At 67.3% G+C, this 14,977-nt stretch carries 16 protein-coding genes; 12 read left to right on the forward strand and 4 right to left on the reverse strand.

From position 1 onward, the window contains the following. Positions 1 to 26: 26 nt before the first annotated feature. The 3 genes from FBZ87_RS24935 to pth all read left to right on the forward strand — a co-directional run bounded on the left by FBZ87_RS24935 (position 27) and on the right by pth (position 2,379). Complete coding sequence (locus tag FBZ87_RS24935) at positions 27 to 959, forward strand: ribose-phosphate pyrophosphokinase (RefSeq protein WP_145613297.1); 933 nt, start codon at positions 27 to 29, stop codon at positions 957 to 959. A 190-nt stretch (positions 960 to 1,149) separates the two neighbouring features. Continuing rightward, on the forward strand, positions 1,150 to 1,758 hold the full coding sequence (locus tag FBZ87_RS24940; protein ID WP_145613298.1) for a 50S ribosomal protein L25/general stress protein Ctc: 609 nt from the start codon (positions 1,150 to 1,152) through the stop codon (positions 1,756 to 1,758). 6 nt (positions 1,759 to 1,764) lie between these two features. Further along, positions 1,765 to 2,379, forward strand: a complete 615-nt coding sequence (gene pth, locus FBZ87_RS24945) for an aminoacyl-tRNA hydrolase (protein ID WP_145613299.1) — start codon at positions 1,765 to 1,767, stop codon at positions 2,377 to 2,379. 217 nt (positions 2,380 to 2,596) lie between these two features. On the opposite strand, the gene FBZ87_RS24950 is transcribed toward pth, so the two are convergent. Both FBZ87_RS24950 and FBZ87_RS24955 read right to left on the reverse strand, forming a co-directional pair. Beyond that, complete coding sequence (locus FBZ87_RS24950) at positions 2,597 to 2,827, reverse strand: hypothetical protein (RefSeq protein WP_145613300.1); 231 nt, start codon at positions 2,825 to 2,827, stop codon at positions 2,597 to 2,599. 62 nt (positions 2,828 to 2,889) lie between these two features. After that, positions 2,890 to 3,423, reverse strand: coding sequence for a hypothetical protein (locus tag FBZ87_RS24955; RefSeq protein ID WP_145613301.1), 534 nt, complete (start codon positions 3,421 to 3,423; stop codon positions 2,890 to 2,892). 210 nt (positions 3,424 to 3,633) lie between these two features. Between FBZ87_RS24955 and FBZ87_RS24960 the strand changes: the two genes are divergently transcribed. Further along, complete coding sequence (locus FBZ87_RS24960; protein WP_145613302.1) at positions 3,634 to 4,431, forward strand: DUF2987 domain-containing protein; 798 nt, start codon at positions 3,634 to 3,636, stop codon at positions 4,429 to 4,431. Between the two features lie 92 nt (positions 4,432 to 4,523). Here FBZ87_RS24960 and FBZ87_RS24965 read toward each other — a convergent pair whose 3' ends face one another. Both FBZ87_RS24965 and FBZ87_RS24970 read right to left on the reverse strand, forming a co-directional pair. Continuing rightward, positions 4,524 to 6,227 carry a methyl-accepting chemotaxis protein gene (locus FBZ87_RS24965; RefSeq protein ID WP_145613303.1) on the reverse strand — a complete coding sequence of 568 codons (1,704 nt, stop codon included), beginning with the start codon at positions 6,225 to 6,227 and terminating at the stop codon, positions 4,524 to 4,526. Positions 6,228 to 6,471: 244 nt separating this feature from the next. Then, positions 6,472 to 7,932 carry a GH1 family beta-glucosidase gene (locus FBZ87_RS24970; protein ID WP_246134587.1) on the reverse strand — a complete coding sequence of 487 codons (1,461 nt, stop codon included), beginning with the start codon at positions 7,930 to 7,932 and terminating at the stop codon, positions 6,472 to 6,474. A 484-nt stretch (positions 7,933 to 8,416) separates the two neighbouring features. Between FBZ87_RS24970 and cysT the strand changes: the two genes are divergently transcribed. From cysT to FBZ87_RS25010, 8 genes are all read left to right on the forward strand, one after another. Then, entirely contained in the window at positions 8,417 to 9,292 is an 876-nt protein-coding gene (gene cysT / locus FBZ87_RS24975) for a sulfate ABC transporter permease subunit CysT (RefSeq protein ID WP_145613304.1), read from the forward strand. Further along, positions 9,282 to 10,139, forward strand: coding sequence for a sulfate ABC transporter permease subunit CysW (gene cysW, locus FBZ87_RS24980; RefSeq protein ID WP_145613305.1), 858 nt, complete (start codon positions 9,282 to 9,284; stop codon positions 10,137 to 10,139). The genes cysT and cysW overlap by 11 nt, the downstream gene beginning before the upstream one ends. 56 nt (positions 10,140 to 10,195) lie before the next feature. Further along, complete coding sequence (locus FBZ87_RS24985) at positions 10,196 to 11,260, forward strand: sulfate/molybdate ABC transporter ATP-binding protein (protein ID WP_088870871.1); 1,065 nt, start codon at positions 10,196 to 10,198, stop codon at positions 11,258 to 11,260. Between the two features lie 41 nt (positions 11,261 to 11,301). Beyond that, positions 11,302 to 12,573 (forward strand): glutamate-5-semialdehyde dehydrogenase, encoded by a 1,272-nt coding sequence (locus FBZ87_RS24990; protein WP_145613306.1) that lies wholly within the window; start codon positions 11,302 to 11,304, stop codon positions 12,571 to 12,573. 22 nt (positions 12,574 to 12,595) lie between these two features. Next, positions 12,596 to 13,240, forward strand: coding sequence for a nicotinate-nucleotide adenylyltransferase (locus tag FBZ87_RS24995; RefSeq protein WP_145613307.1), 645 nt, complete (start codon positions 12,596 to 12,598; stop codon positions 13,238 to 13,240). 208 nt (positions 13,241 to 13,448) lie between these two features. Further along, positions 13,449 to 13,838, forward strand: a complete 390-nt coding sequence (gene rsfS, locus FBZ87_RS25000; RefSeq protein ID WP_145613308.1) for a ribosome silencing factor — start codon at positions 13,449 to 13,451, stop codon at positions 13,836 to 13,838. Positions 13,839 to 13,864: 26 nt separating this feature from the next. Then, the gene (gene rlmH / locus FBZ87_RS25005) at positions 13,865 to 14,323 is read left to right on the forward strand and encodes a 23S rRNA (pseudouridine(1915)-N(3))-methyltransferase RlmH (protein WP_145613309.1); all 459 of its coding nucleotides are present in this window, start codon (positions 13,865 to 13,867) and stop codon (positions 14,321 to 14,323) included. A 104-nt stretch (positions 14,324 to 14,427) separates the two neighbouring features. Then, positions 14,428 to 14,946, forward strand: a complete 519-nt coding sequence (locus tag FBZ87_RS25010) for a flavodoxin family protein (RefSeq protein WP_145613310.1) — start codon at positions 14,428 to 14,430, stop codon at positions 14,944 to 14,946. Positions 14,947 to 14,977 lie beyond the last annotated feature (31 nt).

The following is a 14,977-nucleotide window of genomic DNA, read 5'->3' on the forward strand; positions in this document are numbered from 1 at the left end:
CACTTCCTATTATTAAGAGCGACCCCATGAAGCTCATCGCCGGCAACAGCAATCGCCCGCTTGCCGAGGCCATTTCGGTCTGCCTGAAGGTTCCGCTGACGAAGGCCAGCATCCGGCGCTTCAGCGACATGGAAGTCTTCGTGGAAATTCTGGAGAACGTCCGCGGCGAGGACGTGTTCGTCATCCAGTCCACCTCTTATCCCGCCAACGACAACCTGATGGAATTGCTGGTCACCATCGACGCCCTGCGTCGCGGCTCGGCCCGGCGCATCACGGCTGTGCTGCCCTATTACGGCTATGCCCGCCAGGACCGCAAGACGGGTCCCCGCACCCCCATCTCGGCCAAGCTGGTCGCCAACCTAATCACCACCGCCGGTGCCAACCGCGTGCTGACCATGGATTTGCACGCCGGCCAGATTCAGGGCTTCTTCGATATCCCCACCGACAACCTGGTGGCCGCCCCGGTGTTCGTGCAGGACATCGAGGCCACCATGGGCCGTGACAACCTGATGATCGTGTCGCCGGACGTGGGCGGCGTGGTGCGCGCCCGCGCCATCGCCAAGCGGCTGGACGCCGACCTGGCCATCATCGACAAGCGGCGTGAGCGCGCCGGCGTGTCGGAGGTGATGAACGTCATCGGTGACGTCAGCGGCCGCGACTGCATCCTGGTCGACGACATCGTGGACAGCGCCGGCACCCTGTGCAACGCCGCGGTTGCCCTGAAGGAGCGGGGCGCCAAGTCGGTGCGCGCCTACGTCACCCATGGCGTGCTGTCGGGCGGCGCCGTCGCCCGCGTGGCCCAGTCCCCGCTGGAGGCACTGATCACCACCGACAGCATCCAGGCGACCGAGGCCGTCCGCGTCTCGCGCAACGTGCGCCACCTGACCGTCGCCCCCCTGATCGCCGAGGCCATCGAGCGCATCAGCAACGAGAAGTCGGTGTCTTCCCTGTTCGACTGAACCTACGGTCAGCCGCGCCGGCCTGTTCGACTGAACCTTCCCTCGACCAATGCCAAGTGCCTCGAAGGCGGCCTCATGGCCGCCTTCGTGACTCTATGGCTTGACTCCGGGCCGTCGCGCGCATACACCCGCGCATTCCGACCGCGTCAGCACCCCTGGAGGCTGGCGCATTTTCTTAAGGAGAGTACCAATGACCCAGATTATCGCGCTCGCCGCCGAGGCGCGGAACGGGGCAGGCAAGGGGACCGCCCGTCAGACCCGCCGCGATGGCCGCATCCCTGCCGTGATTTACGGCAACAAGGAAAAGCCGGTGACGATCTCCCTGGAGGCGGTCACCTTCACCCGCGTGCTGCACAAGCCGGGCTTTTTCACGCACCTGTACGACGTGACCGTCGACGGCGTGACCACCCGCACCCTGCCGCGCGACGTCCAGTTCGACCCGGTGACCGACCGTCCCCTGCACGTCGACTTCCTGCGCGTCAGCGACACCACCGAAATCGTGGTGAAGGTTCCGGTGGAGTTCACCGGCCATGACGCCAGCCCCGGCCTGAAGCGTGGCGGCGTGCTGAACATCGTCCGCCACGAGGTGGAGATGCACGTCCGCGCCAACGACATTCCGGAACACCTGACCGTGTCCCTGGAAGGCTTCGACGTGGGTGCCTCGATCCACATCAGCGCCGTGAAGCTGCCGGAAGGCGCCCGCCTGGTCGTCACCGACCGCGACTTCACCGTCGCCACCATCGCCGCTCCCTCGGGCCTGAAGTCCGAAGAGAACGCGGCGGCGGCTGCCGAGGCCTGATAGACGATGCGGCTGGTGGTCGGTCTGGGCAACCCTGGCCCGGAATATGCGCACCACCGGCACAACGTCGGCTTCATGGCGGTGGACGAGATCGCCCAACGCCATCGGTTCGGCCCCTGGAAGAAGCGCTTCCAGGGGCTGATCACCGAGGGGCAGATCGGCCCCGAAAAGATCTACCTTCTGAAACCGCAGACTTTCATGAACCTGTCCGGCCAATCGGTCGGGGAGGCGATGCGGTTCTACAAGATGACGCCCGACCAAGTCATCGTCCTGCATGACGAACTGGACCTGCCCCCGGGCAAGCTGCGCGCCAAGAAGGGCGGCGGCCACGGCGGGCACAACGGCCTGCGCTCCATCGACGACCATATCGGCAAGGATTACTGGCGCGTGCGCCTGGGCATCGGCCATCCGGGGGACAAGAACCTGGTGCACGGCTGGGTGCTGTCCAACTTCGCCAAGGCCGAGCAGACCTGGCTGGTCCCCTTCCTGGACGCGGTCGTGGGCGATTTCAGCCTGATGACCGAGGGTGAGCCTGAGAAGTTCCAGAGCCGCGTCGCCCTGGTCACGCAACCGCCCAAGCCGGCCAAGCCCCCTGCCGCCGACAAGGCGCCCAAGGCCTGAGCAAAGGCACCCTGGCCGCACGAAGCGCCGACGTCACCCCTGATTTCCGAATAATACTATAGCGGCACGAGATGTTGACTCGTACCGGTGTAGCCCGCGACTGCGGGCGCCGGAGCGAGTACCGTAGGGCGCAGCGAGGAAGCCAAGGGGCGGATGCCCAGCCGGCGTTTGAGGGCATTTGAGCGGTCACGATCAAATGCCACGCGTATAAGCCGCCTCAGGCGAAAATGTCCAGCAGGCGCTTGCTGTTGTCGTCCACCGTCTGGGCGACCTTGGTCAGGGCCTTGAAGGTCAGGGCGTCGCTGCTGAGGCTGACCACGTCGGTGGGATTGATGTCCCCGCCCTTGGACGCCGTGATGGCCGTGGCGTCCCGGTCCACGCGCGCGCTGCTGGACTGCAGGCCGGCGGCCACGGTGGCGTAGGGGTTGGGGGCGGAGATGCTGGTCATGTCCCCGAATATAGCATCGCCACCGGCCCTGGCACAGGGGCCGCGTCGGAAAGGCGCGGAGCTCAGCTTTGCGGCGGCACCACCAGCACGGTGACGGCGGCCGCCGGGCTGTTGGACAGTTGCAACCGATAGGTGCCGGCGGCCAGACCAAAATCCACCACCTTGTGAATGCCGGAGCAGTTGGGGCCGTGCTTGTGGCTGGTGCTGTCCAGCGACTTGCCGTCCGCCACCACGTCGATCCAAGCTGCCCCATCGATGGCGATGCGGTAGGGACCTGCGGCGGGCACGGTGAAGGCCACGGTGCCGGCGTAGGTCTTCTCCCCCGCCGGCTTGGGTGGGGTGACGGCCAGGGTCACGCCTTCCTTGGTCACCAGAGTCACTCGCGCCGGCGTTCCGGGGGTCAGGGCGGGGGCGACGCCCGGGGCGGTCGCGGCCGTCACCGGCACCGCCGCCAGTCCCCAAGCCTTGAGGTCGGCTGGCCATTCCACCGCGACACCTTTGCAGGAGGGGTCGGCCGGGCCACCCATCTGGGCCCAGGCCGGCGCCGCCAGCGCCATCATCACCGCTACCACCCCGATCGCAGTTCTCCACAGCATGACCGATCCCTTCCCTGACGCGCCGCTATATTCAATCTGATATAGCGCCCGTGTGTCCCCGCCTGACAAGGAAATCGCGCGGCGGCCCGCAGCGGCAAGTCAGCGCGACCACTAAAATTGACCGCCAACCGGCCCTATACTCGCCCCAATCACAACCCTTAGTAAGAGGGCGGCCGATGGGGGCCGGTGATGGACAGGATGGGGATATCCTTGAAAGCCATACTTTATGGGCGGGCGGTGCTGATCGCCCTGGCCTTGGGGTGCGCCGGCGCAGCCGGTGCCCAAACGACGGGGCAGCCAGCGGTGGATCAAGCAGCGACGGCACATACCGAACCCCCGGCGGAAGCGGTGCCGGAAATGGTAGTGACCTCGCGGGAGCAGTTCGGCAAGACCTCTTACGCCAAGCTGGCGGAGGCCCTGAAGGTGCTGGACCGCATGGAGGGCGCCAGCGGCCGGCACCTGCGCATGATCTTCAAGGTGCAACTGGACAAGGACAAGTCCGGCCCGCTGCCTATCCAGCTATGGGCCGTCTACAACGGCAAGGAGGAGGCCATCGAATCCACGCCCGACGGCTATTTCTACATTCCCTACCGCGCCGACTGGGAAGCCGCCGACGCCAAGCTGGTCAGCAATCAGGCCAAGGGGTCGCTGCGCGCCACGGTGATGCTGGAGGTGCTGTCCGACGGGAAGCAGCCCATCGCCTACAGCGAATTGCGCCAAGGCGCCAAGGTGTTGGATCAGGCGATCGAGGAATTCGTGGGGCCGGTCATGGGCTTCTTCGTCCCCAGCATCGACGAACTGGATTTCAGTTGCGAACCGGACGCCCACTGCCAGGTCCATGCCGCCCTCGATGCAGGGGAAGCGCTGGAAGCCGACGACAAGGGACGGCCCATTCTGGAATTCGGCCGCAAGCTGGACCGGCGCAATCCCACCCTGCAGCTCAGCGCCACGGCGGAGGATGGCACCCCCACCCGTCTCTACGCCCTGCCCCAGCTGCATGTGTTCTGACGGCAAAAGGGCGGGGCCAGCGGCATCACCGCCGGCCCCGCCCCTTTCGGCGTCGTTACGCCCTCAAGATCACGTCCCTGGGGGCATGCCCTTTAGGCGGCGCGCACGCGGCTGATGAAGCTGCCCACCTCCGTGCGCAGGATGTCGGAGCTGCGGCCCAGGCCGCTGGCCGCCGCCAACACCAGGGACGCGGCCTGTCCCGCCTCGGCGGACGCCACGGTGACACCGGCGATGCTGCGCGACACGTCCTGGGTGCCGTGGGCCGCCTGGTCGACGTTGCGGGCGATCTCTTGCGTCGCGGCGCTCTGCTCCTCCACCGCCGAGGCGATGGCGCTGGAGATCTGGCTCAACTCGTCGATCACCGCGCCGATGCCCTCGATCGCGCCCACCGCCTGCCGGGTGGAGGCCTGGACCTCCGCGATTTGGGCGACGATTTCGTCAGTGGCCTTGGCGGTCTGGGTCGCCAAGGTCTTGACCTCGCCCGCCACGACCGCGAAGCCCCGGCCGGCGTCACCCGCCCGCGCCGCCTCGATGGTGGCGTTGAGGGCCAGCAGGTTGGTCTGGCTGGCGATATTGCTGATCAGTTCGATGACCCGGCCGATGCGTTCGGCGTTGGAGGCCAGGCCGCGCACCATGTCGTTGGCCAGCCGCGCCCGCTCCACGGCGCTGCTGGATACCTCGCTGGAGAGCCCCACCCGCTGGCTGATCTCGCCGATGGAGGAGGAAAGCTGGTCGGCGGCCGCGGACACCGTCTGGACATTGGCTGTGGTCTGGTCCGCCGCCGCCGCCACGGTGGTGGCCTGGCGGTTGGTCTCCTCGGCGATGGACGACATGGCGCTGGCGGTGGACGACAGCTGCTCGGCGGCGGAAGAAACCGCCTGGACCACCCCGGCCACCTTGGCATCGAACAGGTCGGCCAACTCGTCCATGGCCTTCTTCTTTTCCGCGGCGACGCGCTGCTCCTGTTCCTTGGCCGCGGCCTCCATTTCCCGCGTGCGCAAGATGTTGGTCCTGAACACCTGCATGGTCTCCGCAACCGCCCCCAGTTCATCCTTGCGGCCGATGCCGAAGACGGTGAAGCCAACATCACCGGCCGCCAGGCGCTGCAGGCACTCCACGGTGGCGGCGATGGGGCGGGCCACGCCGACATGACCGATGAACAGGCCCAGGGCGACGCCCAAAAGGGTGCCGGCGGCCGTGCCGATCAGCATGGTACGCTTGGCGCCGTCCGCCATGACCTGGCCCCGGTGCGCCATGTCCGTACCCGCCTTATCATAATGATCCGCCAGCGCCCGGATCCGCTGCTGCAGCTGATCGACCAGGGTCCGGCCTTCCTTGACCGAGGTGATGAGGGCCATCTGGTCCGCCGTCGGCGCCACCCCGCCCAGGGCGCGCGCCTTCTGCATCGTCGTTTCCAGGCTGGTCATAAAGGCGGCATAACCGTCGGCGACCCCGCGCAGCATTTCCTGTTCCTGGGGATCAGCGCTGGACCGCAGGTCATCCAGGCTGCGTTCGAAAAGGGCACGGCTTTCAGCCACCGACTTTTCCACCGTCGCCATCGATTCCTGCGACGCGTCGAGGCCCATCCGGTATTGAGAGCGGTTGAGAGCCAACAGGGTATTGTTCATGCGAGAGGCCCGCAGGGCCTGGCCATCCGCATCGTCGATGTCCTGCCCTGCCATGCCCAGGGTAACGGCGCTGTGGTACCCGGTGTAACCGACATAAATCAAGATGGCGGACAACAAGCCAACGATTATCAATATCTTATGGACAATACGAATGTTCGATAAAGACATGAAATCCCCCTCGGATCACAAGTGCGACACGAAATGTCAACGCTGGGGAATTTTCTGTCCTTGCTCACTTAAGATAAGATTAATACCGGAGAACAATTCGATATTTAATACATCTGTAGTCAAATGGGCGCATTTACATCCGGTTAATACTCAATTTTATTGATTAACTCTGGGATCATTTATTTAGAATCATCTCCAAATCGCGCACAAGGGCGGACGGGGCGCGGAGCCCCGTCCACGGCAATCAGAAGCCGTTGTTCTTGGCGACCTTGGCGTACCAGAGGCCGCTGTCCTTGATGGTCCGCTTCTGGCCGTTCTTGTAATCGACGTAGGTCAGGCCGAAGCGCTGGGTATAGCCCTGGGCCCATTCGAAATTGTCCATCAGGCTCCAGGCGTGATAGGCGCGCACCGGCGCACCGTCCTGGATGGCGCGGGACAGGGCCGCGAAATAAGCCTTCATGTACGCGATGCGCTTTTCATCCTTCACATGGCCGTCGACCAGCGGCGTGTTGTAGGCGGCCCCACTTTCCGTGATCTCGATGGGGCGGTTGCCGATGGCCTTGGCCATGCGCACCAGCGTGTCGTGGAAGCCATCGGGATCGATGTCCCAGCCGATGTCGGTCTTGGCGTGCGGGCCCTCACCCCATTCGTGCGACGTGTTCAGGCCGGGGACGCCGTTGCCCTCGGGTTTATCCGCCACCACCCAGCGGGTGTAGTAATTCAAGCCCACCATGTCGTAGTCGGCGCGCATGATCTTCTCATCGCCCGGCTGGAAGCCCAGCAAGGCATCGCGCTGGTCGGCCGGCAGCACGTCGGGGTAGGTGCCCTCCAGCACCGGCTGCAGGAACCACAGATTCAGGAAGCGGTGGTAGCGTTCGGCCGCGGCCTTGTCGGCCTCGCTGTCGGTGCGCGGCACCATGTTGGCCACGTCGCAGACGCTGCCCACCTGGAACTTGGGATTGATGGCCTTCATGGCGCGGAAGGCCTTGCCCTGGCTGAGGTTCACCACGTGGGTGGCCTTCAGCATCTGCAGCGGGTCCTTGTGGCCCGGGGCGAACATGCCCTCCCAATAGCCGAGGTGGGTAAAGGTTTTGGGCTCGTTCAGGATGGCCCAATGGTTGATGCGGTCGCCCAAGGCGCGGCCGACGATGTCGGCGTATTCCGCCAGACGGTCTGACGTGTCGCGGTTGGTCCAACCGCCTTCATCGTCCAGGGCTTGCGGCAGGTCCCAGTGGTACAGCGTGACCAGGGGGCGGGCCCCCGCCTCCAGCACGGCGTCGGTCAGGCGCTTGTAATAGTCCAGGCCGGCCTGGTTGACCGCCCCCTTGCCCAGCGGCTGCACCCGCGACCAGGCGATGGAATAGCGATAGCTCTTCAGGTTCATCTGCCGGATGAGGGCCGCGTCTTCCTTGTACTTGTGATAGCTGTCGCAGGCCACGTCGCCGGTGTCGTCGTTCTTGATGCGGCCCAGGCCCTTCTGGTGGGTAAACGTGTCCCAGATGGACGGCCCCTTGCCGTCGGCGTTCCAGCCGCCCTCGACCTGATAGGCGGCGGTAGCCGCGCCCCACAGGAAGTCCTTCGGGAACACGACTTGGCCCGCCTTCGTGGCGGCCAGCGCGGACCGCCAGGTCGCGGCCGTCCCCCCCAGGGCGCCCACACCGGCCAGGGCGGCGGCGCCCTGCAAAAGGGTGCGACGATTCATCATGCTTTCAACACTCCGTTCCTTGGTAGCGCCTCATCCCCACGGAGCCCGCCGCGAACGCTCATCCCACGGCAAGATCCGGTATCGGCTGTACGGCAAGGCCAGGGCGCGCCGGCGTGATCGATCCGGCCGATAAAACGGCCTGGAAACGGTGCCAGCCTTGGTTTTTGTCATGCCCTTCCTCCCAGGACGACTTTTACCCCATCCCGGACAACGCTGTCACACGTCATGTGACCGCTACCGCGCCGGATTCTCATCGCCACCCTCGGCTTACCCGATAGGGTCAAATTTCACACTTTTGTGATGGTGATTTATTGGGAGATGCATGGCACCGTTGTGAAAGACGTGCCTGCCCCGCACGGCGTGAAGGTTGTACACGCTCCGGGGCTTATGCATTAATCTCGCGTCTCGAATTTGGGGAAAGGCCGCTCATGACCCGACCGGGTTCGTCTCACGTCGACTTATCCCTTTCGGGCGGGGTAGCCTCGTGACGGCCGCCGCGTCGACCACGGCGACCAAGCCTGCCAGGCGGGGGTGGGCCTTCCTGGCCCCGACCATCCTGCCCGGCTTTGGCACCGCCTTCGGCTTCACCCTGGCCTATCTCTGCCTGATCGTCCTGATCCCCCTGGGCCACATGGCCCTGCGGGCGGCGGACGTGGGTTGGGACCGGTTCTGGGCCATTACCCTGGCCCCCCGGGTGCTGCACGCCTTCTATATCAGCTTCGGCTGCGCGCTGGCGGCCGCCCTGATCAACGCCGTGTTCGGCCTGGTGGTGGCGTGGGTGCTGGTGCGGTACCGCTTTCCCGGCCGACGCCTCATCGACGCCATGGTCGACCTGCCCTTCGCCCTGCCCACCTCCGTCGCCGGCATCGCGCTGACGGCCATCTATGCCCCGAACGGCTGGATCGGGGCCCTGGCCAAGGCGGCCGGGTTCAAGATCGCCTTCACCCCGCTGGGTATCGTCATCGCCCTGGTGTTCGTGGGCATGCCCTTCATCGTGCGCACGGTGGAACCGGTGCTGCAGGATCTGGACGCCGAGGTGGAGGAAGCCGCCGCCTCGCTGGGCGCCACGCGCTGGCAGACCTTCACCAAGGTGCTGTTGCCCGCCATCCTGCCGGCGCTGATCACCGGCGTGGCGCTGGCCTTCGCCCGCGGCGTGGGGGAGTATGGCTCCGTCATCTTCATCGCCGGCAACATCCCGGCGGTGTCGGAGATCGTGCCCCTGCTGATCGTCGCCCGGCTGGAGCAATACGATTATGCCGGCGCCACCGTCATCGCCACGGCCATGATGGGGGTTTCCTTCCTCATGCTGCTGGGCATCAATTTCCTGCAGCGCTGGACCCGGTCGCGTCATGCCCGCTGATCCACATTCCCGCCGCCCCGCCGTGGGCGAGGGCCCGCTCACGCGCCTGGCGCTTATCGGCCTGGCCATCCTGTTCCTGGCGGCCTTCCTGGCCCTGCCGCTGGTGGCGGTGTTCAGCCAGGCCCTGGCCAAGGGTGTCGGCGCCTTCCTCAAGAGCCTGACCGATCCCGACGCCCTGTCGGCCATCCGGCTGACCCTGACGGTGGCCGCCATCGCCGTGCCGCTGAACCTGGTGTTCGGCGTGGCCGCCAGCTGGGCCATCGCCAAATTCAATTTCCGGGGCAAGAGCCTGCTGCTGGCCCTGATCGACCTCCCCTTCTCCGTCTCGCCCGTCATTTCCGGCCTGGTCTATGTGCTGCTGTTCGGCCTGCATGGCAGCTTCGGCCCCTGGCTGCGCGACCACGGGGTGCAGATCATCTTCGCGGTGCCGGGCGTGGTCATGGCCACCGTCTTCGTCACCTTCCCCTTCGTGGCGCGCGAGCTGATCCCGCTGATGCAGGAACAGGGCGTGGAGGATGAGGAGGCCGCGATCGTGCTGGGCGCCAGCGGCTGGCAGACCTTCCGCCTGGTGACCCTGCCCAACATCCGCTGGGGTCTGCTGTACGGCGTGCTGCTTTGCAACGCCCGCGCCATGGGCGAATTCGGGGCGGTGTCCGTCGTTTCCGGCCACATCCGGGGCAAGACCAACACCATGCCCTTGCATGTCGAGATTCTGTACAACGAATACAACTTCGTGGCCGCCTTCGCGGTGGCCTCGCTGCTGGCGCTGCTGGCGCTGGTGACCCTGGCGGCCAAGGCGGCCCTGGAATGGCGCTTCGCCGACCAGATCGCCGCCGCCAAACGGTGAGACCAGACCGGTGAGAGTAGCAGCGACGATGACGATCAAGCAAACGGGCGGCGCGCATGGCCATTGAAATCCGCAACGTGGAAAAGACCTTCGGCGCCTTCACCGCCTTGGGCGGCGTCAGCCTGGACGTGCGCTCGGGCGAGCTCTTGGCCCTGCTGGGGCCCAGCGGTTCCGGCAAGACCACCCTGCTGCGCATCATCGCCGGCCTGGACCATGCCGACGCCGGCGAGGTCAGCTTCGACGGGCAGGACACCCGCGACCGCGCGGCGCGGGACCGCAAGGTGGGCTTCGTCTTCCAGCACTACGCCCTGTTCCGGCACATGACCGTCTTCGACAACGTGGCCTTCGGCCTGCGCGTCAAGAAGAAGGCGGAGCGGCCGGCGGAGATGGACATCCGCCGCCGCGTGGACCAGCTGCTGACCATGGTGCAGCTGTCGCACCTGGCCACCCGCTACCCCAGCCAGCTGTCCGGCGGCCAGCGCCAGCGCGTGGCCCTGGCCCGGGCGCTGGCCATCGAGCCCAAGGTGCTGCTGTTGGACGAGCCCTTTGGCGCCCTGGACGCCAAGGTGCGCAAGGATCTGCGCAAGTGGCTGCGCCATCTGCACGACGACATGCACATCACCTCCATCTTCGTGACCCACGACCAGGAAGAGGCGTTGGAACTGGCGGACCGCGTGGTGGTCATGAACCACGGCCAGATCATCCAGGTGGGCACCCCGGCGGAGGTGTACGACCACCCCGCCGACAGCTTCGTCTTCGACTTCCTGGGCGGCGTGAATCGCCTGAACGGCGTCATCGAGGCGGGCGTGGCGCGCCTGGACGGCAAGGCTGTGCGGGTGGATGGCGCCGTCGGCGCGGACGGCCCGGCCGTCATCTATGTACGCCCCCACCAGGTGGAGCTGGGCGTGGCCCCGGCCGAGGGCGTGCCGGAGGGCAAATGGAGTGCCCGGGTCAGCAGCCTGCACGCCGCCGGCCCCGTGGCCCGGCTGGAGCTGGACCTGGCCGGCCGCGCGCTGGAAGCACAGCTGTCCCGCGACCGGCTGAGCGATCTGGCGCTGGAGGTGGGCAGCTGGTGTACTGTGGACTTCCGTCACGCCCGGGTGTTCCCCGCTAAAAGCTAGGGCTGGGGCGTGACGGCGTAACGGATCAGGGCGTGCGAATCATGGACGGGCAGACGGTCGACCTCACGGCATTGATGCAGGATATCGGACAGCGGGCGCGCGCCGCCAGCGCCGACCTTGCCGTGACCACACCGGAGCAGCGCGTCGCGGGCCTGCGCGCCGCCGCGGCCGCCCTGCGCGCCGACGCCGCCACCATCCTGGACGCCAACGCCCGCGACATGGCGGCCGGCCAGGCCAAGGGGCTGACCCCCGCCCTGCTGGACCGCCTGCGCCTGGACGAGGGCCGGCTGGAGGCTATGGCCAGGGGCTTGGAGGAGGTGGCCGACCTGCCCGACCCCCTGGGCGCCGTCATGGCCGACTGGACCCGGCCCAACGGCCTGCGCATCCAGCGGGTGCGGGTGCCGCTGGGCGTCATCGGCATCATCTATGAAAGCCGGCCCAACGTGACCGCCGATGCCGGCGGCCTGTGCGTGAAGTCCGGCAACGCCGCCATCCTGCGCGGCGGCTCGGAAAGCCTGCACTCATCATCCACCATCGTCGCGGCCATGCGCCGGGGCCTGGTGGAAGGCGGCCTGCCCGCCGACGCCGTGCAGCTGGTGCCCACCACCGACCGCGCCGCCGTGGGCATCCTGCTGACCATGACCGATTTCGTCGATGTCATCATCCCCCGTGGCGGCAAGTCCCTGACGGCGCGGGTGGCGGCGGAATCGCGCGTGCCGGTCATCAAGCACCTGGACGGCATCTGCCACGTCTACCTGGACCGGGCGGCCGATCCGGCCAAGGGCCGCGCCATCGCCCTCAACGCCAAGATGCGCCGCACCGGCATTTGCGGCGCCATGGAGACGCTGCTGGTTCACCGCGACGTGGCGGCCACCCAGCTGCCCGCCCTGATCGAGGATCTGGTCGGTGCCGGCTGCGAGGTGCGGGGCGACGCCACCGTGCAGGCGCTGGACGCCCGCGTGCTGCCGGCCGACGACGCCGACTGGGATACGGAATATCTGGACGCGATCCTGTCGGTGAAGGTGGTGGACGGCGTGGATGAGGCCATCGCCCACGTCGAGCGCCACGGCAGCCACCATACCGACAGTATCGTGACCGAGGATGCCGCCACGGCAGAGTATTTCCTGGCCCGTGTCGACAGCGGCATCGTGCTGTGGAACGCCTCCACCCAGTTCGCCGATGGCGGGGAGTTCGGCTTCGGCGCCGAGATCGGCATTTCCACCGGCAAGCTGCACGCCCGCGGCCCGGTGGGTGCCGAACAGCTGACCAGCTACAAATACGTCGTGCGCGGCGACGGCCAGACGCGCCCGTAAGCGACCGGCCGGCGTCTCCCCCATGTCAACCTCCCACCACGGCCGCTATTGGATTCGCCCGCGGCCGCTGACCGGGGCCAGTTGGGCCGGCCGGCGCATCGGCATCCTGGGCGGGTCCTTCAACCCCGCCCACGCCGGCCACCGCCACGTCAGCCAATGGATGCTGCGCCGCCTGAACCTGGACCAGGTGTGGTGGCTGGTCAGCCCGCAGAACCCGCTGAAGCAGACGCACGGCATGGCCACGCTGGACGCCCGGCTGGATGCCGCCCGCGCCGCCGCCCGCGATCCCCGCATCCTGGTGACGGATCTGGAGACACAGCTGGGCACCCGCTACACCGTGGACACGCTGGAGGCCCTGCGCCGCCGCTATCCCCGCACCCGCTTCGTCTGGATCATGGGCGCCGACAACCTGCTGCAGATTCCGCGCTGGCGGGGATGGACGCGCATCCTGGGCCGCATGCCGGTTGCCGTGTTTCCGCGCCGCCCCTATTCCCTAAAGGCGCTTGTCGGCAAGGCCGCGCGGCGTTATCTCCGCAATCGGGTTCCTCCACGGGACGCGGGCGGGCTGCCGGCACGATCGGCACCGGCCTGGACCTTCCTGGACGGGCCGCTGCATCCCGCCTCCGCCACCGAAATCCGGCGGAAGGGGTGGTGGGCCGGCCGGTGACGGGAAAAGCGGACTGCTAGGACTAATCCCGTAGGCAAGCGCGCCCCGTGCGGCTTGCCCACGGACATCATCGGACTATCATCAGGGTGCGGGCCGGCCATGCCGGATCCTCAGCGCCCTTTTTTGCTTAGAGGTAACGATCATTTCCACCATCGCCCATTTCCCGACGCCGACCGCTGGGCGGACGGCGCCCCAGCCGCTTCCGGACATGGCGGCCCCCGACTTCCCCGAGCAGCTGCGCGACCTGATCGTCGCCAGTGTGGAGGATGACAAGGCCGAAGGCACCGTGGTGCTCGACCTCAAGGGCAAGTCCACCCTGGCCGACTACATCGTCATCACCTCGGGCCGTTCCGCCCGGCAGGTGGATGCCATGGCCGGCCACCTGCTGTCCAAGCTGAAGGAAGTCGGCCTGGTCGGTCTCGACGCCGAAGGCACGCCCCAGTGCGACTGGGTGCTGATCGACGCCGGCGACGTGCTGGTCCACCTGTTCCGTCCCGAGGTCCGCGCCTTCTACAACCTGGAAAAGATGTGGGGCGTGGAACTGCCGCCCGACTTCGCCGGATTCGGCGCGCCCGCCGGCGACTTTTTGTCTGTTTAAGTAAGAACGTCGGCGGGACCGGGCCCATGCGCGTTTGGCTGATCGCCGTCGGCCGCAGCCGGCCGGGCCCCGCCCGCGACCTGTTCGAAGAGTACAAGGGCCGCATCACCTGGCCCTTCACCCTGCGCGAGGTCGAGTGCCGCAAGCGGGTGGAGGGCGATGAGCTGAAGCGGCTGGAGGCCCAGCTGCTGCTGGAGGCCATTCCCCCGAGCGCCACCCTGGTGGCCCTGGACGAACGCGGCAAGGCCCTGCCCAGCGAGGCCTTCGCCCGCCAGGTCGGCACCTGGCGCGACGCCGGCGTGGCCGACCTCGCCTTCGTCATCGGCGGCGCCGATGGCCTGGCCGAAGAGGTGCGCCGCCGCGCCAGCCTGCTCATCGCCTTCGGCCCCATGACCTGGCCGCACATGATGGTGCGCGGCATGCTGGCCGAACAGCTCTATCGCGCCCAGCAAATCCTGGCGGGACATCCCTACCACCGGGTGTGAGCGTGCCGCGCTTGCGGTGCGTCAATGCACGCGCCGTCCCCTTTGGCCATTCTTCCCCAGCGTGTGCGACCGCCCGGTGAGGGCGACCGGAAATGGAGGGGACCATGGCCGTGCTGATCGCCTTTTACTCGCTGACTGGAACAACCCGCACCGTGGTGGCGGAGTTGGCCCGGCACCTGCGGGCCGACATCGAGGAAATCCGCTGCGAGCGCTACGGCATCAGCTTCAGGGGTTGGTGGCGGGCGGCGGCGGATAGCTGGCGCGGCCGGCTGCCCCCGATCGCCCCGGCGACCCACGCCGCCCGCAACTATGATCTGGTGGTGCTGGCGGGCCCCATCTGGGCCTGGCACCCCTGCCCGCCCCTGCGCGCCTATGTGCGGCGCGAGCGGGCGGACCTGCCGGAAACCGCCCTGCTGCTGACCCACGGCGGATCGGCGGGCCAACAGTCGCTGGACGCGCTGCAGGCCTGGGTGGGAAAGCCGCCCAAGGCGCGCGTGACCATCACCGCCGCCGAGATGAAAAGCGGCACCTACGCCGACACGGTGGCGCATTTCGCCCAGACCCTGCGTCCCAAGCCCGCGCCGGCGCCGGTGCCCCTTGCGGTGGATCAATGCGCCGGGTGAACGGTTGGGGCCGACTGGGCGGGTCATACCC

Source organism: Nitrospirillum amazonense, assembly GCF_007828035.1.
GTDB lineage: Bacteria > Pseudomonadota > Alphaproteobacteria > Azospirillales > Azospirillaceae > Nitrospirillum > Nitrospirillum amazonense.